Genomic DNA, 18,977 nt, shown 5'->3' with positions numbered 1-18,977 from the left:
TCGCATGAAAACGAAAAATCTCACAGTGCATGGTATGATTGTCATGCGGTCGAGCACCGATCCGGTAGGAGATCATTACCCCGGATATAATGGGCCGCAGCTTCGCGCTATCGTGGCGACCAAGACCAAGAAGGAGGCCGCTGAGCTTCTGGGCGTATCGCTGCACCATTTCAACGAGTATGCCTCGCCGACTGGGAACGATGCTGAACTTGCGGCGGCCTTATCTAAGCCGGGGCAGGTTTTTGCCGCCCCTACGCAATCGCAGTCTGATATCTATTTCGAGATCACGCGGCGACCTCCCATAATCCGCAAGCGGCGCAAGGCGGTGCCCTATACTCCGTCCGCGACCAAGCCGACGTTCACGCGCGAGGAAATCGAGGTCATCATGGATCGCTTCGCGATGGCGAATGATCTGGTAGGCCAAAGCATCGCGGACAAAGCCAAGCAGATGCTCGACTGATTATTCCGACGTCTTCACATACTCGATGCCGAGTTTCGCGCGCTGAGCCTTGATCGCTGCCGCCATATCACCAAGGTGGAAGGGTAGAACCTTCATCGTGCGCTGACCGTGCTTGCAAAGAATGCCTTGTAGGTGGGGGTTGCGGATCGAGGGGTAGCGAACTTCGGGAATGATCGCCATTCCAAGCTGGGTGTCTATATATTGCATGCCCCAGAACCGATAGGCAGGGCAGGTGCAGTGGAAGCGGATGTTGCCGCCCCATAGGAGCAGGCGTGCTGCCTCGACGGGTGAAATGCTGCTGTCCTTGACCTGTGCCATCCACTCCTTGAACTGGACGTAATTGTCCCAGCCGTTATATTTGTTCGGCACGAAAAACTTCATCACCGAACCCTTGTAGCCCTGATACTTCACATATTTGATCAGGTGGGAATAATCACGGTGCGGCAGGTCTCCCGGCGAGATCGCCGCCATGATGTCCTGATAGGTTTCTTCGTCCAGTCGAACCGGATGATCATCGCCGAAATAGGGGTGGAGGTGCTGCATAGGGATATTTATGCAGAGAATGATTGTTGCATAGATCATAAAAGGTGGTATGGTGCGGGAAACGTTGAGGTTATATCATGGCTATCTGGAAGCGCACGGACAACTGGCTTGCGGGGATCGCGCATGCGGATCATCCCAATCACACGATCACAGAGATAGCTGATCTCACCCCGGAAACGGCGCAGGCCGCGTTCGATGCCAGTTACGGGGCAGGGCGGTTCAAGGTGACCGATCATGGTTCTGTGATTACCGTCTGGAGCAATGATGGCTATGCAGCGCAGCTTCGGCGATACGCAGCCAATGCGCGGGATCGCGGTGACATGGAGCATGCGTGCAAAATGGAAGCCAAGGCGGCTGCGGTCGCTGTGCCCGGTTGGAGGCCGCAATGACCGAACCACGCTATGAATTCGTCAAAATTGACGTAGGTAAAATTTACATCATGGGAAGGGACGGTGGCCGCTATGGCATTCTTCACCATTTCGGCGATGATGTCTGGAGCATCGAGATCGCAGAGCATTACATGCAGATATCCGGGCTCGAAGCTGCAAAACGTCGTGCGAGCGCTGCGCTTGATGCCCTCCAGTCGGTGCTGCAAGCGATCGAATAATTCCCTCTTGCGCTAATCATAAAAAGTAGTAGAAGGGCCGTATTGGAACGGAGGACATTCGATGGACACGCAGGTTTCTCAGCCCGAAGGCACCAAGACGGTTTCGGTCATCGCGATCTACGCAGGTGAAGCCCGCGAGACGCTGAAGAAGCTTGCCAAGCGTGCGGCCAAATATGGCCAGACCATCGAATGGACCGAACGCGCCTATACCCGCGAAGTTGTCCGCAAGCTGTGGAACGGCAAGAAGACCGTCACGCTGGAAGACATGATCGATTTCGAAGTCACGGGTTCGGCTCCGCGTGTGGGTAAGTTCCGCTTCCTTGCCAAGCTCGAAGCCGAGAATGGCGGCATCATGATCTCCAGCGTCACTGGCGTCGAAATCGGCGATCTGGGCCGCGACTGGGACGGTCGCTGCGATCACTGCGGCGTGAAGCGCAACCGCTCCAAGGCATTCGTCGTCGAGGGCGAGGATGGCCGTCAGATCGTCGGCAAGTCCTGCCTGCGTGACTATCTCGGCACTGATGAGCCCGCTGGTTTGATCGCGCAGTTCGGCTACCACGCCAGCATCGACGCCATGGGCGAAGATGAAGACGGTTTTGGTGGCTGGGGTGGCGGTCGTTGGGAAGAGAGCACCCTTGGTGTTATCGCCGCCAGCCGTGCCGCGATCGCTCTGTGGGGCTGGAAGCCGCGTTCGGCCTGCGCTGAACATGAGCGCTCCACCTCCGACATGGTGCATCTGATTTATGGTCGTCGCTCGAAGCCCGACGCCGACCGCGATCGCCTGCTGGAGGAAATGAAGCTGCGCGGCGAACACTATGAGGAAATCGCCGAGAAGGTGATGGAGTGGGGCCGCAATCTCAATCCGCGCAATGATTATGAGCACAATCTGCGCGTCGCCATCGGCGGCAGCCACGTCGCGTTCAAGAACCTCGGTATCGCGGTTTCGGCATCGGCCGCCTACGATCGTCAGGTCGCCAAGGAATCGGAATGGGCTGCGAAGAAGGAAGCGGCGGTTAAGGCCAAGGCTGCTCTGCCCAAGAGCACTCATTTCGGCGAGATCAAGAAGCGCGCCAGCGTCATCGTCACGATCGACCGCATCATCGGTCTTGCGGACAATGGTTGGGGTGCCTCGATCCTCTACCTGATGCACACCGACGCCGGTCACATCCTGTCGTGGAAGACCTCGGCAAACACCAACACCGCAATTGATGGCCAGCGCCTCGAAGTCGGCAACCGCGTCCTCGCCACTTTCACTCCGAAGGAGCATGTGGAATATCGCGAGGAGGCGCAGACCCGGATCACCCGTTGCAAGGTGGAGGCAGAGCCGATGCCGGGAAAGTTGGCGGCCTGAAGGGGGAAGAACAATGACGAAAGTTGCCACAATGCGCGATCAACCCATAGAAGCTGATTTCGCCTATATCCGCCTGAAGGTGACCGACGACGAATGTGAGATCGTCCGCACCCATGTTGCCTGCGTTCTGCGCTCCGATTATGAGCGCGAACCCGAATATGTGACGAGAGGCGCGAAGGTCGAAGCCGAACAGCAGATGGGTCACGACCTGTTGCACCCTAAGGCCTATGGCGCTGAATATTTCCCCAACATCGAGGCGCTGCGTAGCGCACAAGGACACTGAGATGAAGAACGACCCCACCCCAATTCTGACCGCCGCCCGCGTCGAAACCATTTTTCGCGAATGCCTCGTCAGCGATGCCGAACTCCCCGATGCGCTGGTGGTCGAGATGATCACCTGCACGGTCGGCCTGCACAAGGAACGCCTCGAAGGTCACCGCGAGGAAATCGCTGCGATGCTGCATGAGCTTCCGGTCAATTTCCGGAAAGGTTCCGGCGACGGCTGGTCGTTTCTTCAGGCATGCGAGGATCGGCATGGTAATCAGTGGACCGGACTGCATCGGCGAATGGACGAACTGTTCGCGCTCGGCATTGCGACTGAGCAGGTCACTAGCCTCGTTCCGCGCGAAATGTGGTCGGTGCTCCCCGGTGGTATGCCCTACTTCATGGTGAACTGATGGCGGAGATCAAGGTGCGTGATCTGCCACCAGAGGCCAGCCGGGATGACATTGATCGGCTGGCTTATCGACTGTGGTCGATCCACCCAAAGGATATCCCGGCCGGAATGACCCGTGCCCGCTTCTATGCGGACGAAATTCGCAAGACGACGGGGAACGAACAAGCGATCATCCATAGGGAGGCGGTGGAGACGTCTCCCGGCCTCCGTGAGGCTCTTCTCGACATAGAGGCTGATCTCGTAGGGGTAGCGCGTTATCGCAACTGGAATGCCTTCCCTGTCGTCGTCAGCATGTGCAAGAAGGCGGCGAACAAGGCAGCGCAGGCTTTGGGGCGAAGAGTGCCGTTCGACGATCCATATGAAAAGGGGTGAAGCTAGGCTTCACCCCTTTTTTTGTGCCGCGACCAGAATCCCGATTCTCCACTGGCTCTTCCTGACTTCCGACCTTTCAGCGCGGATGACCTTTCCACTTGATGTGGCGAAGGCCCAAGCCAACAGGCGTGCAATTTATTGATCGTATCTTAACGCCCCCAGACCTTCGAAAGGGGGATCACCACACCACACGGCACAGGCGTAAAGTAGGTATTGGACTGCGGTCGGTCAATATTTGCTGAACACAAATTATCCCGCAAATCGCGATATTGTCGATTTGCGGGATAATTCTTTGACCATAGGGTCAACGCGTCAGAACGGGGAGGGGACTGGTCCTATGAACTGATCGTCGGCATAGTCTTCAATCCAATGATTTCCCTCTTGATCGATCGACCATACACCCAGTTCTCCCTCATATTCTCCGATGGTGAAGCGAAGGATGCTCACCACCGTGTAGAATGGCGGGTATTCCGTCCGAAGATACCACAGACCGGGCGTGATCTGGTCGTGGGGGACGTGCTGCTGGGTCATGCGGCCACCGGCGCATGCACGATTTCGCGGCCGTGACCGATGCTGGGACGAGCCAGATCAGGGTGCTCTTCCATCCACTGTTGGACAAACCACAGTTGCCCGCATCCGCCGCCGATCGTATCCTGTCCGGCCGGATCGAAAACGCGCGTGTCATAGCCCTGCTGGAGCAGTTTCTCGGCAAAGTCGACGGCCAGATTGCGCTGGTGGTCGTTGGTCGCAGGGAGGCCTTCGTTTCGCTCGCACACCACCGAAATCGTCGCGTTGAAGATCGCCGGATGATACAGGTCCGTGATGCGCTGAGCATCATCGACTGTGCTGTTGTTGTCGTGGGCGCAATAGTTGAAGAACGGCCGACGACCGGTCACGTCGAAGAACCGTTCTCCGCAATCGGCCATCTGTTGAAGGGTCAGTTTTTTCTTGAACGGAACCAGTTTGTCGCGAGCTTCGTCGGTCGATTCATGAACCGAAAACTGAAGGCCGATCGTCGGAATTTCGGTGGCCGCCATGAAAAGCGGTTCATAGTCGACATCGGGGCCGGAAGTTGAAATCAGCAGCGCGGCATTGGGGTAGCGCGCATAGAGTTCGAACATGGCCGGGATGAGGTGCTTCAGGTTGAGCAATGGCTCGCCCATCGACATGAACATGATCTGGAGACGTTTCATGTCGCTCGCGGCGATCCCGGTTTCTTCGATACAGTGGGCCGCCTGTGCCACGATCTCGTCGACGGACAGTGACCGGACGAAATAGTCGCCAGCGCCGCAGAAACGACATCCAACGGGGCACCCGCTCTGCGTCGAGATACAGATCACCGTGCGCTCAGCATAGGTGGGATACCGGTAGAGCACCGATTCCGCCACGGCATTGTCGTTGTTGTAGATGAATTTGGTGACGTTCTGGTCGGGGTCTTCAACCCGCTTGATCTGGCTCCAGACCATGTTCAATTGCTCCATCAAATAGGGTAGAAAAAAAAGGAGGAGGTCGTCAGACCCCCTCCCTGTGTATCATTCGCCGCCGTAGCGGTTCACGATCGGATAGCGACGGTCACGACCGAAGCTGTTGTTGGTGATCTTGGTGCCGGGGCAGGCCTGACGGCGCTTGTATTCGGCGCGGTCGACCAGCCCACGGACCCGCTTCACGACTTCAATGTCATGGGGCGTGTCGTGATCGTTGTTGCGATAGGCGACGATCTCGCTGTTGCTCAGTTCATATTCCAGCATCAGCTTGAGGATATCGTCCAGCACCGGGTAGGGCGGCAGGCTGTCGGAATCCTTCTGGTCCGGCCGCAGTTCCGCGCTCGGCGGCTTGCTGATGATCGCTTCGGGAACCACTTCGACCGCCCGGCCGAGGAAGCCCATCTGGAGCAGTTCGATCTGCGTCTGGTTATTGCGCCAGCGGCACATGTCCCAGACCGTGGTCTTGTAGCAGTCCTTGATCGGGTTGAAGCCACCCGACATGTCGCCATAGAGGGTCGAATAACCGACCGAGGTTTCTGTCCGGTTGCCGGTGCTGAGCAGCAACTGGCCTTCCTGATTGGAAATTGACATCAGGATGTTGCCGCGCGCGCGGGCCTGAATATTCTCGTCCGCGATGCCCTTGAGTTCGAGAATTTCGGGCGCACCGTTGTAATGACGCTGCTGCTGGCTGTAGGCCATCCGCAGAGCCTCCACGACGCCTTCGATGGGGATCGTGCGGATCGGTGCACCAAGGCGCTCAGCGGCCTCCTCAGCGTCGCTCAGCGAGTGATCCGACGAAAACTTCGACGGCAGACGCACCAGATCGACATTCTCCGGGCCGATGGCGTCACAGGCGATCGCCGCGACGATGCCACTGTCGACGCCGCCCGACATACCCAGCGTGACGCGCTTGAAGCCCTGCTTACCCATATAGTCACGCAGGCTCAGGACCGTCGCGCGATAGATGCTGCCGACGCTCGATGGCGTGACCACCGGATAGTCATCCACAGTGACCCGTTGGGGGACGTCGAAATCCCAGACGAACTGCGTTTCCTCGAAGAACGGAGCGGCGTAGAATTCACCGTCATAGGCGAACGAGCCGCCGTCGAAGACCAGTTCGTCTTGACCGCCGACCATATTGACGTAAAGGAAGGGCTTACCCGTTTCCTCGATCCGCTGCTTGATCACCTCGTGGCGAACGGCATTCTTGCCGATCTCGTAGGGCGAGCCGTTGATCGCGATGAGGAATTCCGCGCCCTGCGCCACCAGTTCCTGCGACACGCGCGGGTGCCAGCAATCTTCGCAGATCATGACGCCGATATTCACCGGACCATCGGCGGTCTGGACGACGATCGGGGCACCGGCCGACTGCGCCATCTGGAACGTGCGCAGTTCATCGAACACGCCATAGTTGGGGAGTTCGACCTTGTCGATCTTGCGCTCGTGACGCAGCGCGCCGTTCATGACGAAGGCACTGTTGCGGGCGACGCCGACCTTGGGGCCGGTGGGATTGCCTGCGCGGGTCGGCGCGCCGAAGATCAGCGTGGGACCGGCGACGAGATGGTTGGCCGTGACATGGTCCCAGATACGCGCGACGCGCTCGGTGACGGCGTTGAGGAAGGTCGGCCGCATGACGAGGTCTTCCAGCGGATAGCCGGTCAGCATGCACTCGGGCAGCACCACGACATCGACGCCTTCGAGGACGCCAGCATCATATGCCTTGATGATCTTGTCGGCATTGCCGTCGAGATCACCCACGACGGGGTTCAATTGTGCGACGAGAACTTTCATATCAAATGTTCCTATTCAAATAATAATTGGTGGTATCAGACGATCTGGACGCCCGCAAGCTCCATTATTCGGCTTTGCTCGGCGGCCGAACCATTGAGGTTGATCGCGCGAGTCATATTTTTCACCACGATCACGTCCATATTGGTGTGCTGGATTGCATCCAGCGCCGAAAAAGCGACGCAGAAATCATAGGCCAGCCCCACGATGAAGATGCGCTTGATCTTCTTGTCGTAGAGGAAACCACGAAGCCCGGTCGACGTCTCGCGGTCATTCTCATAGAATGCGCTGTAGCTGTCGACGAAGCGGTTCATCCCCTTGCGAATGATGAGCGACGCCGCGTTCACCGCAGGCATGACGTCGGGATGGAAATCTGCCCCCGGCGTTCCCGCAACACAGTGGTCGGGCCACATGGTTTGCTCGCCGTAGAACATCGTCTTGACCTCGAAGGGCTCGACCCCCTGCGTGCTGGCGAACGATGCGTGATCGGCCGGGTGCCAGTCCTGCGAGATGACGACATGTTTGAAGTCTTTCGCGAATTCCGCGATGCCCTTCATGATCGCGTCACCTTCGTTGACCGCGAGTGCGCCACCGGGGCAGAAATCATTCTGCGGGTCGATGATGAGCAGGGCATCATTGGGTTGGATATCCATCGTAGTTCCTCTAAAATCCGGTTGACTTTATAAAGTTATCATAAATAAGGCTATGGAATATAATGCCTTATGTCTATCTAATCGGTTGGTCATACCTCAACGTTTGGTATTACGGAGTTGAGTTTCGTCGAAAGGGACGAAAGGCTCACCCATCGAACCTGTGGGTCACTTATTTTACGTCGAGTGCTGCCGTTCATCGTTTCAGAGCAGAACATGGGGAGCCCGATGTCGTTCAGGTGAGAAGAACCTTCATCGACGGCGATGCCGCGTTCCGATGGGAACAAACCGTTCTTCATCGTATGAAAGTAGTTTCCGACCCTAGATGGCTTAACCGTGCAATCTATGGTCGAAAAGATTTCACCAACGATCCGGAAAGAACCCGCAAGATTGTGAAAACTCGAAAGTCGACCAAAGAACCGTGGCATAGCGTAGAAACTAAACGTAAAATATCCTCCGCTAAAGCAGGAAAGCCGCTTGAACTTACCGACCATGAAATCGACCGTCGCAAAAACGATTTGTCTCAGAGAAATCGGTCTGATCCTGATTTCATTGCTCGCAATTCGGAAGGCCGGAAACGTCGCTGGGAGCGACCTGACCAAGTCATCGCCCAGAAAGAGCGGATGCGTTACGTCGGTGGAAACCCGGCCTTCGTTCAAAAGCGAACTGAGAAAGCCCGCACACCAGAGGCGCGCAAAGCCAAATCCGCCAAATCGCAAGCCAATTGGGAGAATGTGGTCGACGCTATGCGCGCTGGTCATCAGAAATTCCTGTCTAATCCCGACGCTCAGGAGGCTCATAGGAGAAAGCATATAGAGAGCCTCGTTAAGCGTCGGGGGTGGAGTGTAATCGAGTTCGAAAATTTACGGTTCGAGACTTACGCCGATTGTGCCGCCCATTTTGGCGTTGATCCGACCACGATACGTAAATGGGTAAAAAGCGGTCGGCTGGTTACACGGTAGGCGGCTTGCCTTCGATCATACCAGCGTCACCGAATATGCGGCGGTAGCGAGCGACTTCTTCGACAGGGCCGGTGGCTTTGCTCTTCACATCCGACAATTTTACGGCCGGATGACCGTTGGCATCCTTGACCTTGCAGACCAGCGAAATCGGCTTGAGGTAAGTCGGATCGCCGGGAACGCAGCCCATGAAATCATTGGTCAGGTTGGTGCCCCAGCCGAAACGGACGTCGACGCGATCGCGGAAATAGTCATGGATCGCCGCGATGTCATGACCGTTCTGCTTGTAGCCGTCGATCGACACATCGAGCCCGTCGGCGAAAATGATGATCTTGTTCTTGGGATCGAGCGTGCGCTTTTCCCAGAACCGGATCAGTTCATTCCCCGCTTCGATGGGGTCCTTGGAATCGACGCGCGCACCCTTCCAGTGCGACAGCCATTCCGGCGCGCCTTCGAGGAACTGCGTGGTGCCGAACGTGTCGGGCAGGAAGATCAGCATGTTGTCGCGATATTCCGACTGCCATTCCTTCAGCACCTGATACTGCGACTGCTTGACCGCCGCATCGTCGCTGCCCGCGATCGCCGCGAGCGACATCGGAAGCTCGTGTGCATTCGTGCCGGTGGCTTCGAGGCCCAGACGATAGGCCAGTTCGACGTTCGACGTGCCGCCGAAACGCGTACCCAGAACTTCCGCCGCAGTCTCGACCGCATATTGCTGCCACAGATAGTCATGGCGGCGGCGCGTGCCGAAATCGGTGATCTTGAGATCGGGGATCGCCGCCAGCTTTTCCAGCTTGGCATAGAGTTTCACCTTGGCGCGCGCATAGGTGATGTCGAGTTGGCTCTTGCTCATCGTCTTGAGCAGCGCGCGCACCCGCATCGTGTTGATGATGACCATCACAATGGTTTCCCACGGCGACACTTCCCACCACCGGCCGGTGACCTTGAATTCGATCTGGCCGGAAATGCGATTGAAGTTCAGATCGTATTCCGGGAGACGATATGCCTTGAGGCTGTCGAGATAGCCCTTCTTGAAGAAATCATCGCGGCCGTAGAACGTCTGGCCGCGAAGCCAGATCAGCAGGCTCTTCTCGAAGCGCAGGGTCCGGACATAGTCCAGTTGCTCGCGCAGTTCAGCTTCATCGATCAGATCGGCCAGACGAACGTCGGCGGTGCGATTGGTGATCGAGAAAGTCACGATGTCGTTGAAGTGGCGCTCCCAGATCAACTGACCCATGCTGAGCTTGTAGAAGTCGATGTCAGCCAGCGACCGCACGATCGGGTCAATATGCCACGACATATCGTAGGCGCGTCTTGCAAAATCTCTCATATCAAATCATCCTTCATCAATTTCCAGCCATGACGTGGCTTTTTCGCTTCTTTGTAAATGATAGTTGTGACCTGCACCATTTTAAGGCCAGTGTGGACTATGAAATCGTGGCGGGTGCCAGAAAAAACCTCTCCAGTGAATATATTTTCGAAATTATGGACCGGGGAACTGGCTAGGCGATGCTCGCGGTTGGCGTCGCTCAATTTCTTCTTATGTTCTTTACGACGTTCATCGCTCCATGCTTCGATAGATGCACGCCGCCTAGCTGTGATCTCCGAAATATCCTCGACTGACATATTTTGCCAGAAGAGCGATATTTTTTTGTTTCGTTCGCCAATTACGTCTGTTGACGTCTCGGACCACCACCGAAAATTACGTTCACTAAGTTTCTTCCGCTTTGATCCGTCTGGGTCATCCGCCCACCACTTTCCAATTACATTCTTAATTTTTTCCCGCGTTTGTTCGACGTGTTCGGTTCGTGATTCCCACCATCTAGTTTTGGCTACTGACAATTTGGCAGAAATACTTGCGCGGTCCCTCTCCGAAAAATCTGCTTTGGTCGCCTTGGTTCGTTCAAAAATAGCCGCTTTCTCTTCTTCTGACCAACTGGCCCACATTGCCCGACTAGCATCTCCGATCAATTCACGAGATGCATCGCCATGCGAGAAACCGCCATCTCCTCCTATCGCAATATTATATGTATCTTTGCGTTGAACAAACTCGGCATTTACTATCTCGCGCTCCAATGCAGAAAGCTCTTCATGACTATCGCAGAAGCAAATGATGTCTCTGACGAAATTGGACCGCCCATGCTTCTTGATCGCCTTTATAAGCCTTCGTCCACTTCCAATATAGCCATCTTCGATGATGGAAGTGGTGTGTTGTCCAACATATATTTTGCCATTGACGATGTTTGTGGTGAGATAAATGAAATGAAAACGCTCCAAGAAATATTCCCCTGAAAAGGGATTATTTATGGTCATGAGCATGTTTGGCATTTCTACTATCTCATTCAAATCGTTGTCGGCTTTAGCGCTGATCGGGGAGGTGATCCAGAGCGCGCATGATCATGCGGAAATGGTCGAACGCCATCAAATGGCGGTTCTCGCGGACCCACTGGATCGGTTTGAAACCGGCCCAACGCGCGTCGTCGCAACCCTTGACCTTCGGCGGCATGAGGAACTTCATGATCTCTTTGGGGTCGATCATGTTCGCAGGTGGCGTCGGGTTGAGGTGGAAGAGCGATGCCACGCCATAGACGCGACCACGCGGATCGCGGAGCGGGTCCGCATACCAGTCGGTCCGAATGTAGGACTTGCGAAGGACGATTTCCGGGACCTTCATTTCGGTCTCTTCCTTGGGACCTTCGCGCAACGCCGCCTCGACGACATCTTCGTCGTTATGAACGAACCCACCGGGGACAGCCAAACAGCCCTTGAACGGATGGCCACCACGTTCGATCAACAGGACGGAGTCGCCATGGATGCAGATAAAGTCGGCGGCGACGAACGGGCCGTAGACCCATTTCTGTGCTTCTGGGTCGAAACGACCGAAAGCCTCGCGATCGCGCTGGCACTTTACTGCTTCTTCGACGAGATGGGTATATATACCGGTTTTCGTGAAGTCGACGAGCCAGTCGCGCACTTCCGGCGAAATACCATTGAACGCGCGCAGTTGCTCGATCTTGAATTCGGGATTGAAGAACATTTTCCGCACATCGGTGGCGGACAGGTTCTCCCCGTAATTTTCGGTGTTGGTCGACGTCCAACCGGGGAACGCCTTCAAATAGAAGGACGACGAATCCTTGCCGTGGCCGACAAGCGTGATCTTGTTATTGTCGGGCTCGATGGTATTTGCCGCTGCCCGAACGAGGCTGGCCCACGCAGGCGTGTTGCCCTGATCCTCGATCCCCACGACATGCACGCGCCGATTTTCTTCAGCCGTCAGCGCCAGACGCAGCATCTGCGTCCGTTCGTCGGTGGTGAATGGGAGGAGGTCATGGCGGCGGGCCGCGTTGTGCGACCCCCAGCAAACGAGGACTTCATCTGCGACGCGCAGGCCCTCTCTGACATTGTATGTGTGCGCATCCGTCACGGGCTGACCCCGCATGACAAATACGCCAAGAGTGTAGCGCCGTTTGGCACCACTTGGCTGCGATCGCATCTCTCAGAACCCCTGAAAGCTATATTGCAACGGTCCATCCGCTGCGTTGTCTCTATTTAGGCTTGTGCATCATGTGGGGTCAATAAGTTTCGGAAATTATTTTTCGCCTATCTTGGTGCGATTAATATTGCATCGTGATGTGCGGCCTCCGTAGGGTGAACAGGTCATTAGTGCTGACCGAACCACTTGCCTGTCATGCAAGTGGAGAAATGTTATGTATTATGGTGACTGGGACTGTCGTGAGGACATTCTGAATGATTTCGGTATCTCGTCATTCGATGGCGTGGTGATACAGGCCTATTATGAATATGCCGATTACACGGGCTATGCCTATGTGATCTACTATCATGAGGGCAGGTTCTACTATGTCGCGGACAGCCATTGCTCCTGCAACGGTCTGGAAGATTGGGACCCGGAAGAACTCACGCTGGAAATGATCCTTCATATGATCAGCAATGGTCGAATATGGAGGGCTCATGGAACGGACCACCTCGCTGAGGTGGTGAAGAAGGTAGCTGCGTTCGAGGGTTCTCCCGAAGAACTTGAAGACTACATCCGATCGCAATCCTAATGAAAGGGCTCCGGAGGAAACTCCGGGGCCTTTTTAAATCGACTTTCGAGAATTCACTTCTCTATCCTGACCGGGATTTGAGGAGATATTATTTGAATTATGCAGAATGGGTGAAGGATCAGCCTCCCCAACTTTTCTTTGACTCAGATGGCGTTTATGCCGACTTTGACGCTCGCATCATCGAGATGACCGGTATGTTGGGCCATCTGTATGAAGAGAAATACGGCTCGAAAGCATTCTGGAAGCTGATCGAGGATCACGAGGATTTCTTCGGCAGCCTGCCGCTGATGCAGGATGCGATGAAGCTCTACAATTCGGTCAAGCATCTGTCGCCCGTGTTCCTGTCTGGTGTTCCCGCTGGAAACTGGGCCTCGCCGCAGAAATACCGGTGGTATGATATGCACTTCCCCGGCGCGCGCCTGATCACTTGCCCGTCGCGAGACAAGTCTCTCTACATGCGCAAGCCCGGTGACATCCTTGTGGATGACTTCATTAAGTGGCGGCACCTATGGGAAGGCCGAGGTGGGGTGTTTGTTCTCCACACCTCGGTCGAAGATAGTTTGCGTCAGCTTGTCGAACTGGGTATCGACGTCCGGATTTGATTTTACTTTGGGCCAGACGATCGTCTGGCCCAACAATTGATGGCAGGACTATGTATGTCTCTTTTACGACCTGACGACATTACGCCCGATACGATCATCGAAGGATATCGGAGCTTGTTCTCCAAGCCGACGGTCCTTGGCGACAGTCTGGTGGATTATCTCCTGAAAGGGTGGATACCCGGCAGCAGCGGACAGGCTTTGATAAAAGGCGAGTTGTTCGAGGCTATTCAAAATAGCATGGAGACCGAGATCGATAACATCGGCCGCTATGGACTGTTTCTCGCGCTGCACGCTCATCCTGATGCTCTTGGGAGCGATGATCGGATGAAGCGTTGGTCCATGCAAGGTGGTCTCAATGGTCGCATGGAGCAGGCATAATTTGCCCGAAACACCATGAACAAAATTAAACAGGCGATGCTGGAATGAAAATCATCTACAAGAGCGGCAACATCCTCGACAATGGAGAAACCTTGATCGTCCAAGGATGTAATGCACAAGGTGTTATGCGATCTGGAATCGCCAAAGAAATTCGTGATCGTTTCCCGCAAGTATTCACCGAATATCGAGCAAAATATGAAGAGCAAGGTGGTCTCCTCAATCTGGGGCAACTCATCTGGGTCGACGTTGAGTTCGATTACGGGTCGGGCTTCATCATCAACGCGATCACGCAGGAATTTTACGGCCGCGACAAGTCAGTGCTCTACGCGAGCTATGACGCGATCCGGCGGGCAGTCGCTGAGATCGATATGATCATGGGCGAGGTTCCCATCGGTGAAACCAAGATCGAGCGCGTAGCCTTTCCGCTCATCGGCTGCGGCCTTGCCAATGGTGATTGGGAAATCGTGAGCCGGATCATCGAAGAGGAATCCACTTCCTTCCAGCCCATCGTATATCTCTACGATGGCCGACTGCCTGATGGGACAGTGCCTGAGTTCGAATGACCTACAAGAGCGGCAGGCAATATGAGCAGGGCATCGGGGCGTGCGTAGTCGAAGAAGATACGATCTACGTCACGCCACGGCGTTTTGCTGCCATGAAAAATATCGAGTTACGCGAAGGTATGCATGATCGCCCCATGCCATATTGGGTCGTCATCGACATGCTGGAGGCGGCCGGGTGGCGCGAAAGTCTGTATGGCCTTCGCCCCACCGGTTATCGGATCGTCGTCGATTACGAACTGGACGACTGATAATTCCGCTCTTGGTCATCGCGCTTGGCCGAGAAAATGATGTCGCGATAAACATCACGGCCGGTGATGCTATCGACCCAAAGGATTTCGTCTTGGCAGAATTCCGTGATGAGTTGGCAGAAAAGATCGGGATTGGTTTTTCCTGCTTTTTCCACCAGTTCAGTGGCGTAATCCTGTATCTTTTTCGCGACCGCAGCGGCGACGAACGATTTGGCGAAGTGGGTATCTCCGAAAACGGAAGCCTTGCCTTCGATAGAACCCTCGGCCATGACAAGGGCGATCATGGATTGGTTCTGCTCGGCAAGTTTGAAACGCGTTTCGAGCGCGCATGCCACACGGTGAATGCGCTGGTCGCCTTCGTCCGAGACATGGAAAGCGAAGAAATCGGCCAGCGAAGAGGCCGCCGGTGCGCCACGAATGGAAATCAAAACCCTGTCCATATGTGCTCCTATCAAATAGCGTGATATCAAATGTTTACATGGCGGAGTTCAGGAGGATTCCTGCTCCGCCGTTGCCGCTTCCATCGTCCAGTGGCAGATTGCCTTGAACGGATCGACGATCGTCACCACCCAACCCTGACCCAACCGCAGAGCAACCTGAACGGCGATCAACTCATAGGTCGCCCGCGATCGTTGTTTCCTTCCGCATAGTCGTTCCTTCACCTTCCCATCAGATAGACATAGCTTTCCATCAGGTCCATCTCTTCCAGCACCTGCTTGCCCTTGGCTAGGACGAAGACGCCGAACCACGGCTTCCGGCGCTTGTAGCTGCTGTAGAAGCGAATGAGAGCCTGACCCGCCAGCGCGCCATAATGGGGATGCTGAGTGGTCGCCTCATCCGCAGTGATCTTGCCAGCGGCGATGTCACGGAGAAACTGAGCGCGCTCCGGTGACCGCAGTGTGCGCAGAGCGATATCGCGAACAGGGTGACGATTGCGATACAGCGAGGAGAGATGTTGCTGCCTCACAGAACCCCCGCCTTGGTCAATGCCTGCCGCGCCGCCTGATACGCGTCGGCGTCATGCTCTTGGAGATGATCCAGAAGGCCGGACAACACGCGCGCCATTTCAGGTGCGGCCGAAATCAGGTTCGCGCGAGCTTCGGCCAGAGCGACATATTCTTTATGAGGTTCGGAATTACCGGCGAAGGCCGACTTGGGGAGCCAACAAATATGTTCTGCATATTGGCTGTCATAGGCCGCACTATTGATGTGGGGGATCGCGACGAAACTCTGGCCGAAGTTGCTCTCGTTTTTGTGCCAGAAGTCAACATGGCCCGACAACCATGTCTCCTTGACGACCTCGCGCGCAATTTCCTTTTGGCGGGAGACCACTTGGTCAGGAATGAGGCCGATTTCCATTACGTTGAACTCCCAAAAAGAAAGGCATCCGAAATCACTTCCGGATGCCTATACCACTTATTATGAGAAAGCAACCGTTATTCAGGCGTTGCAGGCCAAACCAGATCATTCACGACAAAATCGGCCCCCAGCGTGCCGGGAAAATCGCGCAGCGCCTGACGATAGGTGCTCCATTCGGCCTTCTTCTCATCACTGAGCGGAGAGTCCGGATACTGCGTCCAGTCCGAAGCCGCCAGCAGATTGTCGCGCGTGATGCGCACGATCGCCAGCTTTTCGTCAAGCGTGAGAACGATCTCACGCGCGATCACTTTGCCGCTATCGACGACAATTTCCTGACCAGTACAATTGGCATTCACGAGGGTCGTGTGCTGAGCCTCTGTGATCTCGATCGCGTCGCTCGGCGTGTATGCGCCAGCGGCACCTTTGATGCCGTGGACGTCCGAAATGTAGAAACCCTTGGTCGACGGGCTGAAATATCTCTTCATCAAATTTCCCCTTAAAATCAGTAACCGTAGGCGAGGTAATAGCAGGTGCCCGTGACATCGAGCGCACTGTAAATGACAAGCTGTTCCTTGTTCACGTTGGTAACATAGGGGGCATTGTCCTTGGCGTCGCCGATCGTCACGCCCGCTGACACTGTGGCACCGAAGCATGCGTTCGGGAAAGCGAGCGGGAAATTGAAGGTGGTCAGCGCATTGCGCGGCGGGCTCACCTTTGCCCACACCATCTGGAAGCCGCCACGGAACACAATCCAACCCGCTTCAGCAAACTGCGTGCTGGTGTTGATGAAGGTCGTGGGCGGAGCGCCGGTGAAATTGGCGTAGTCGAGATAATAGGCCGGAAGCTGGCCTGCCAGCTTGTCCGCGTTGTTCTCCCCAGTGTGGCTGCCGCGCGACAGGACGTAGGCGAGGTTTTCACCGCCGAGTGTCGTTGCGTTCACGTTGTTGGTCCAGCGCGGGATAGGGCTGTTCGAGCCGCTTTCCAGATAATAGGGAGCAGGGCCACTTTGACCGGCAAGACGAGAATGGGTTCCCGCATTGTTGAGGTAGATCATGTCACCTGCCGTCGTCGCCGGGCTGAGTGCATTGAATGCTTCTGCCTTGGTGACCTTGCCGGTGCCGCCGCCCTCAATCGGGATCGGACCGGTGTTTTCCGTGCCGATGAGCGCGATCGTGATGTCGCCGGTGGTGCCGTCGGGGTTGGTGACCGAAAGCTTCTCAGGCGAGCCGCTGACGATCTTACGAGCAAGAGTGGCCCCGGCATTGTTGACAATGATACCAGTGCCAACCGTCGCAAGGCTGTTGGCCACGGCATTGAATTTGAGTGCGCCAAGGTTGGTGAGGGCCTGATCCTTGGTCGTTGCGCCAGTGCCGCCCTTCGCCACGCTGATTTCGGTGGCGTTCCACGTTCCGGTTGCAACGGTGCCGAGCGTGACGATCGAGGTCTGACCAGCATAGGTTGCTGCGATATCAACGCCCGAAGCGCTGACTGCGATGCGAGCAGCACTGGCGCTCAGCACCTTAACGACGTTGGACGATACCGTCAGGCCATCGCTGATGCCGGTGCTCAGGATATTGTTGGTTGCGCTCGCTTCGATCTGATTGCGGACGAATGCCGTGCTGGCGGCCTGCGTGGTGTTCGTGCCGGTAGCGGCGGTGGGAACCTTGGGCGCACCGGTAAAATCGGGGGAGGCGATCGGAGCGGCACCGGCAACGTCGGAAACGCCCAGAACAACCGCGCCGGTGCGACCCGCAACCGAAAGCATATTGGCCGTTACGGTGTTGCCACCAGAGACTGTCAGGCCTGCACCAAAGGTCAGACCCGGAACGACATTGCTGTCATCGGTGCCCATCATGATGCGACGCCATGCCGAGCCGTCCCAAACCTTCATTTTCTTCGGCGAACTGGTGTCATACCAGAACTGGCCGGGCAGGGGGTTCGACGGGGGAGTGGAGCGCGCGAAGTTCTCCAGCATCTTGATAAGGTTCTCTGCCTCATACTTGCCGTAGTTGAGCAGGCCGCGACCGATGAGGGTCAGCGATGTTGCACTCGTATTGGCAGTCTGGTCGGCAAGGACGAGAAGTTGCGTCCCGTCCGATTTGTTCAAAGTATAAGGCATCGCTTCTCTGTCACCCTCGGTTTTCTTTATTTATCAGGAAAAGTAGATGCGAACCGTGTAGGAGACGTTCAAAGCTCGGTTGAGCGACTTCTGGATCGGGTTGAAGACGATGTGGCCGATCAGGCGTGCAAGGTCCGGGTCTGCATCATAGGTCTTCAGTCCGATCTCGTCGAACGTGAAAGTGCTTTCGGTATCAGTGGCATCATCGAACGCTTCCTGACCGGAGGGCTCGCCGCGCTCTAGGCGGCAGCGCGCAGTGATGTCGGCATAGGTCATGTTCTGCACATGCGTGACCGTCAGGTAATTCAGGCTCGGGTCGGTGTTCTGCGGCGAGCCATCATCGATCACCTTCGAATATGTCTGATGATAAAGTTGTGCGTCGATACCGATCGAGTTCGCAGGGAAATAGGTGATCGCGCCCGTGCCTGAGATTGTGCTAGCTCCATTACCGAACACCATAGAATGGATATTGCCTATTCCCCGGTTGGTGAGGGAATTACAAACGGCCACGCTGAGGTTTTCCGGGTGAAGCGCATTGTAATTGGACAGCAGCACCTCTCCGGTATCGGCGTCCTCGACCTGAACATAGCCGAATGCGCGTAGGGAACCTTTATCAATCATTTTCCAACCTCAAATTATCTTCATGAAATCCACTCTTGCTTAAAATGATCTCCCCGGTATCGGCGTCTTCAATCAAGATATGGTCAGTCGCTATAAAGACGCCGACATCGTCGGCGTCGTTATCATTCTTCAT

28 protein-coding genes are annotated in these 18,977 nt (G+C 55.7%); 13 read left to right on the top strand and 15 right to left on the bottom strand.

Annotation, left to right across the window (positions count from 1 at the left end; genetic code table 11):
- Nucleotides 1–4: 4 nt before the first annotated feature.
- Nucleotides 5–460: a hypothetical protein gene (locus tag AC0KVN_RS01795; RefSeq protein WP_483655436.1), complete on the top strand. Its 456-nt coding sequence runs from the start codon at nucleotides 5–7 to the stop codon at nucleotides 458–460.
- Here AC0KVN_RS01795 and AC0KVN_RS01790 read toward each other — a convergent pair whose 3' ends face one another.
- Nucleotides 461–1,042 carry a hypothetical protein gene (locus AC0KVN_RS01790; protein WP_483655435.1) on the bottom strand — a complete coding sequence of 194 codons (582 nt, stop codon included), beginning with the start codon at nucleotides 1,040–1,042 and terminating at the stop codon, nucleotides 461–463.
- 38 nt (nucleotides 1,043–1,080) lie between these two features.
- On the opposite strand from AC0KVN_RS01790, the gene AC0KVN_RS01785 reads away from it, so the two are divergent.
- From AC0KVN_RS01785 to AC0KVN_RS01760, 6 genes are all read left to right on the top strand, one after another.
- Complete coding sequence (locus AC0KVN_RS01785) at nucleotides 1,081–1,392, top strand: hypothetical protein (protein ID WP_483655434.1); 312 nt, start codon at nucleotides 1,081–1,083, stop codon at nucleotides 1,390–1,392.
- On the top strand, nucleotides 1,389–1,610 hold the full coding sequence (locus tag AC0KVN_RS01780; protein ID WP_483655433.1) for a hypothetical protein: 222 nt from the start codon (nucleotides 1,389–1,391) through the stop codon (nucleotides 1,608–1,610). The genes AC0KVN_RS01785 and AC0KVN_RS01780 overlap by 4 nt, the downstream gene beginning before the upstream one ends.
- 61 nt (nucleotides 1,611–1,671) lie before the next feature.
- Nucleotides 1,672–2,961, top strand: coding sequence for a hypothetical protein (locus tag AC0KVN_RS01775; RefSeq protein WP_483655432.1), 1,290 nt, complete (start codon nucleotides 1,672–1,674; stop codon nucleotides 2,959–2,961).
- Between the two features lie 13 nt (nucleotides 2,962–2,974).
- On the top strand, nucleotides 2,975–3,244 hold the full coding sequence (locus AC0KVN_RS01770; protein ID WP_483655431.1) for a hypothetical protein: 270 nt from the start codon (nucleotides 2,975–2,977) through the stop codon (nucleotides 3,242–3,244).
- A 1-nt stretch (nucleotide 3,245) separates the two neighbouring features.
- Entirely contained in the window at nucleotides 3,246–3,638 is a 393-nt protein-coding gene (locus AC0KVN_RS01765) for a hypothetical protein (protein ID WP_483655430.1), read from the top strand.
- Entirely contained in the window at nucleotides 3,638–4,009 is a 372-nt protein-coding gene (locus AC0KVN_RS01760) for a hypothetical protein (protein ID WP_483655429.1), read from the top strand. Before AC0KVN_RS01765 ends, AC0KVN_RS01760 begins: the two co-directional genes overlap by 1 nt.
- A 527-nt stretch (nucleotides 4,010–4,536) precedes the next feature.
- Here AC0KVN_RS01760 and AC0KVN_RS01755 read toward each other — a convergent pair.
- The 3 genes from AC0KVN_RS01755 to pncA form a co-directional block, all read right to left on the bottom strand.
- Nucleotides 4,537–5,475: a radical SAM protein gene (locus AC0KVN_RS01755; RefSeq protein WP_483655428.1), complete on the bottom strand. Its 939-nt coding sequence runs from the start codon at nucleotides 5,473–5,475 to the stop codon at nucleotides 4,537–4,539.
- A 66-nt stretch (nucleotides 5,476–5,541) separates the two neighbouring features.
- Nucleotides 5,542–7,284, bottom strand: coding sequence for an NAD+ synthase (locus tag AC0KVN_RS01750; RefSeq protein ID WP_483655427.1), 1,743 nt, complete (start codon nucleotides 7,282–7,284; stop codon nucleotides 5,542–5,544).
- 35 nt (nucleotides 7,285–7,319) lie between these two features.
- On the bottom strand, nucleotides 7,320–7,934 hold the full coding sequence (gene pncA, locus AC0KVN_RS01745) for a bifunctional nicotinamidase/pyrazinamidase (RefSeq protein ID WP_483655426.1): 615 nt from the start codon (nucleotides 7,932–7,934) through the stop codon (nucleotides 7,320–7,322).
- A 62-nt stretch (nucleotides 7,935–7,996) separates the two neighbouring features.
- On the opposite strand from pncA, the gene AC0KVN_RS01740 reads away from it, so the two are divergent.
- Complete coding sequence (locus AC0KVN_RS01740) at nucleotides 7,997–8,893, top strand: hypothetical protein (RefSeq protein ID WP_483655425.1); 897 nt, start codon at nucleotides 7,997–7,999, stop codon at nucleotides 8,891–8,893.
- Here AC0KVN_RS01740 and AC0KVN_RS01735 read toward each other — a convergent pair.
- From AC0KVN_RS01735 to AC0KVN_RS01725, 3 genes are read right to left on the bottom strand one after another with little or no spacing between them, the layout of a single operon-like run.
- Nucleotides 8,883–10,190, bottom strand: a complete 1,308-nt coding sequence (locus AC0KVN_RS01735; RefSeq protein WP_483655424.1) for a nicotinate phosphoribosyltransferase — start codon at nucleotides 10,188–10,190, stop codon at nucleotides 8,883–8,885. The genes AC0KVN_RS01740 and AC0KVN_RS01735 overlap by 11 nt on opposite strands.
- Nucleotides 10,191–10,216: 26 nt before the next feature.
- A complete protein-coding gene (locus AC0KVN_RS01730) occupies nucleotides 10,217–11,218 on the bottom strand; it encodes a GIY-YIG nuclease family protein (protein WP_483655423.1) in 1,002 nt (333 codons plus the stop codon).
- A gap of 31 nt (nucleotides 11,219–11,249) precedes the next feature.
- Nucleotides 11,250–12,314 carry an NUDIX domain-containing protein gene (locus AC0KVN_RS01725; protein ID WP_483655422.1) on the bottom strand — a complete coding sequence of 355 codons (1,065 nt, stop codon included), beginning with the start codon at nucleotides 12,312–12,314 and terminating at the stop codon, nucleotides 11,250–11,252.
- Between the two features lie 283 nt (nucleotides 12,315–12,597).
- Between AC0KVN_RS01725 and AC0KVN_RS01720 the strand changes: the two genes are divergently transcribed.
- From AC0KVN_RS01720 to AC0KVN_RS01700, 5 genes are all read left to right on the top strand, one after another.
- Entirely contained in the window at nucleotides 12,598–12,954 is a 357-nt protein-coding gene (locus AC0KVN_RS01720; protein ID WP_483655421.1) for a hypothetical protein, read from the top strand.
- Nucleotides 12,955–13,046: 92 nt separating this feature from the next.
- Complete coding sequence (locus tag AC0KVN_RS01715; protein WP_483655420.1) at nucleotides 13,047–13,556, top strand: hypothetical protein; 510 nt, start codon at nucleotides 13,047–13,049, stop codon at nucleotides 13,554–13,556.
- Between the two features lie 114 nt (nucleotides 13,557–13,670).
- Complete coding sequence (locus AC0KVN_RS01710; protein WP_483655419.1) at nucleotides 13,671–13,934, top strand: hypothetical protein; 264 nt, start codon at nucleotides 13,671–13,673, stop codon at nucleotides 13,932–13,934.
- Between the two features lie 44 nt (nucleotides 13,935–13,978).
- Entirely contained in the window at nucleotides 13,979–14,497 is a 519-nt protein-coding gene (locus AC0KVN_RS01705; protein ID WP_483655418.1) for a macro domain-containing protein, read from the top strand.
- A complete protein-coding gene (locus AC0KVN_RS01700; protein ID WP_483655417.1) occupies nucleotides 14,494–14,745 on the top strand; it encodes a hypothetical protein in 252 nt (83 codons plus the stop codon). Before AC0KVN_RS01705 ends, AC0KVN_RS01700 begins: the two co-directional genes overlap by 4 nt.
- On the opposite strand, the gene AC0KVN_RS01695 is transcribed toward AC0KVN_RS01700, so the two are convergent.
- From AC0KVN_RS01695 to AC0KVN_RS01660, 8 genes are all read right to left on the bottom strand, one after another.
- Nucleotides 14,727–15,185, bottom strand: coding sequence for a hypothetical protein (locus AC0KVN_RS01695; RefSeq protein ID WP_483655416.1), 459 nt, complete (start codon nucleotides 15,183–15,185; stop codon nucleotides 14,727–14,729). The genes AC0KVN_RS01700 and AC0KVN_RS01695 overlap by 19 nt on opposite strands.
- Before the next feature lie 48 nt (nucleotides 15,186–15,233).
- Nucleotides 15,234–15,356, bottom strand: coding sequence for a hypothetical protein (locus AC0KVN_RS01690; RefSeq protein ID WP_483655415.1), 123 nt, complete (start codon nucleotides 15,354–15,356; stop codon nucleotides 15,234–15,236).
- Between the two features lie 47 nt (nucleotides 15,357–15,403).
- Nucleotides 15,404–15,712: a hypothetical protein gene (locus AC0KVN_RS01685; RefSeq protein ID WP_483655414.1), complete on the bottom strand. Its 309-nt coding sequence runs from the start codon at nucleotides 15,710–15,712 to the stop codon at nucleotides 15,404–15,406.
- Nucleotides 15,709–16,104 (bottom strand): hypothetical protein, encoded by a 396-nt coding sequence (locus tag AC0KVN_RS01680; RefSeq protein ID WP_483655413.1) that lies wholly within the window; start codon nucleotides 16,102–16,104, stop codon nucleotides 15,709–15,711. The genes AC0KVN_RS01685 and AC0KVN_RS01680 overlap by 4 nt, the downstream gene beginning before the upstream one ends.
- 77 nt (nucleotides 16,105–16,181) lie before the next feature.
- Nucleotides 16,182–16,589 (bottom strand): tail fiber assembly protein, encoded by a 408-nt coding sequence (locus AC0KVN_RS01675; RefSeq protein WP_483655412.1) that lies wholly within the window; start codon nucleotides 16,587–16,589, stop codon nucleotides 16,182–16,184.
- Nucleotides 16,590–16,606: 17 nt separating this feature from the next.
- Complete coding sequence (locus AC0KVN_RS01670) at nucleotides 16,607–18,223, bottom strand: gp53-like domain-containing protein (RefSeq protein WP_483655411.1); 1,617 nt, start codon at nucleotides 18,221–18,223, stop codon at nucleotides 16,607–16,609.
- Between the two features lie 33 nt (nucleotides 18,224–18,256).
- Entirely contained in the window at nucleotides 18,257–18,844 is a 588-nt protein-coding gene (locus AC0KVN_RS01665; RefSeq protein WP_483655410.1) for a hypothetical protein, read from the bottom strand.
- A complete protein-coding gene (locus AC0KVN_RS01660; RefSeq protein ID WP_483655409.1) occupies nucleotides 18,837–18,977 on the bottom strand; it encodes a hypothetical protein in 141 nt (46 codons plus the stop codon). Before AC0KVN_RS01660 ends, AC0KVN_RS01665 begins: the two co-directional genes overlap by 8 nt.

Source organism: Sphingobium sp. SG1, from assembly GCF_057063145.1.
The sequence above is the reverse complement of the archived record's forward strand: the minus strand, read 5'-3'. Positions and strand labels throughout refer to the sequence as shown.

Bases quoted from the DNA above. Each gene is read 5' to 3' on its own strand.
- AC0KVN_RS01795 (WP_483655436.1), top strand. From the start codon at position 5: ATGAAAACGAAAAATCTCACAGTGCATGGTATGATTGTCATGCGGTCG.
- AC0KVN_RS01790 (WP_483655435.1), bottom strand. From the start codon at position 1,042: ATGATCTATGCAACAATCATTCTCTGCATAAATATCCCTATGCAGCAC.
- AC0KVN_RS01785 (WP_483655434.1), top strand. From the start codon at position 1,081: ATGGCTATCTGGAAGCGCACGGACAACTGGCTTGCGGGGATCGCGCAT.
- AC0KVN_RS01780 (WP_483655433.1), top strand. From the start codon at position 1,389: ATGACCGAACCACGCTATGAATTCGTCAAAATTGACGTAGGTAAAATT.
- AC0KVN_RS01775 (WP_483655432.1), top strand. From the start codon at position 1,672: ATGGACACGCAGGTTTCTCAGCCCGAAGGCACCAAGACGGTTTCGGTC.
- AC0KVN_RS01770 (WP_483655431.1), top strand. From the start codon at position 2,975: ATGACGAAAGTTGCCACAATGCGCGATCAACCCATAGAAGCTGATTTC.
- AC0KVN_RS01765 (WP_483655430.1), top strand. From the start codon at position 3,246: ATGAAGAACGACCCCACCCCAATTCTGACCGCCGCCCGCGTCGAAACC.
- AC0KVN_RS01760 (WP_483655429.1), top strand. From the start codon at position 3,638: ATGGCGGAGATCAAGGTGCGTGATCTGCCACCAGAGGCCAGCCGGGAT.
- AC0KVN_RS01755 (WP_483655428.1), bottom strand. From the start codon at position 5,475: ATGGTCTGGAGCCAGATCAAGCGGGTTGAAGACCCCGACCAGAACGTC.
- AC0KVN_RS01750 (WP_483655427.1), bottom strand. From the start codon at position 7,284: ATGAAAGTTCTCGTCGCACAATTGAACCCCGTCGTGGGTGATCTCGAC.
- pncA (WP_483655426.1), bottom strand. From the start codon at position 7,934: ATGGATATCCAACCCAATGATGCCCTGCTCATCATCGACCCGCAGAAT.
- AC0KVN_RS01740 (WP_483655425.1), top strand. From the start codon at position 7,997: ATGCCTTATGTCTATCTAATCGGTTGGTCATACCTCAACGTTTGGTAT.
- AC0KVN_RS01735 (WP_483655424.1), bottom strand. From the start codon at position 10,190: ATGTCGTGGCATATTGACCCGATCGTGCGGTCGCTGGCTGACATCGAC.
- AC0KVN_RS01730 (WP_483655423.1), bottom strand. From the start codon at position 11,218: ATGCCAAACATGCTCATGACCATAAATAATCCCTTTTCAGGGGAATAT.
- AC0KVN_RS01720 (WP_483655421.1), top strand. From the start codon at position 12,598: ATGTATTATGGTGACTGGGACTGTCGTGAGGACATTCTGAATGATTTC.
- AC0KVN_RS01705 (WP_483655418.1), top strand. From the start codon at position 13,979: ATGAAAATCATCTACAAGAGCGGCAACATCCTCGACAATGGAGAAACC.
- AC0KVN_RS01700 (WP_483655417.1), top strand. From the start codon at position 14,494: ATGACCTACAAGAGCGGCAGGCAATATGAGCAGGGCATCGGGGCGTGC.
- AC0KVN_RS01695 (WP_483655416.1), bottom strand. From the start codon at position 15,185: ATGGACAGGGTTTTGATTTCCATTCGTGGCGCACCGGCGGCCTCTTCG.
- AC0KVN_RS01680 (WP_483655413.1), bottom strand. From the start codon at position 16,104: ATGGAAATCGGCCTCATTCCTGACCAAGTGGTCTCCCGCCAAAAGGAA.
- AC0KVN_RS01675 (WP_483655412.1), bottom strand. From the start codon at position 16,589: ATGAAGAGATATTTCAGCCCGTCGACCAAGGGTTTCTACATTTCGGAC.
- AC0KVN_RS01670 (WP_483655411.1), bottom strand. From the start codon at position 18,223: ATGCCTTATACTTTGAACAAATCGGACGGGACGCAACTTCTCGTCCTT.
- AC0KVN_RS01665 (WP_483655410.1), bottom strand. From the start codon at position 18,844: ATGATTGATAAAGGTTCCCTACGCGCATTCGGCTATGTTCAGGTCGAG.
- AC0KVN_RS01660 (WP_483655409.1), bottom strand. From the start codon at position 18,977: ATGAAGAATGATAACGACGCCGACGATGTCGGCGTCTTTATAGCGACT.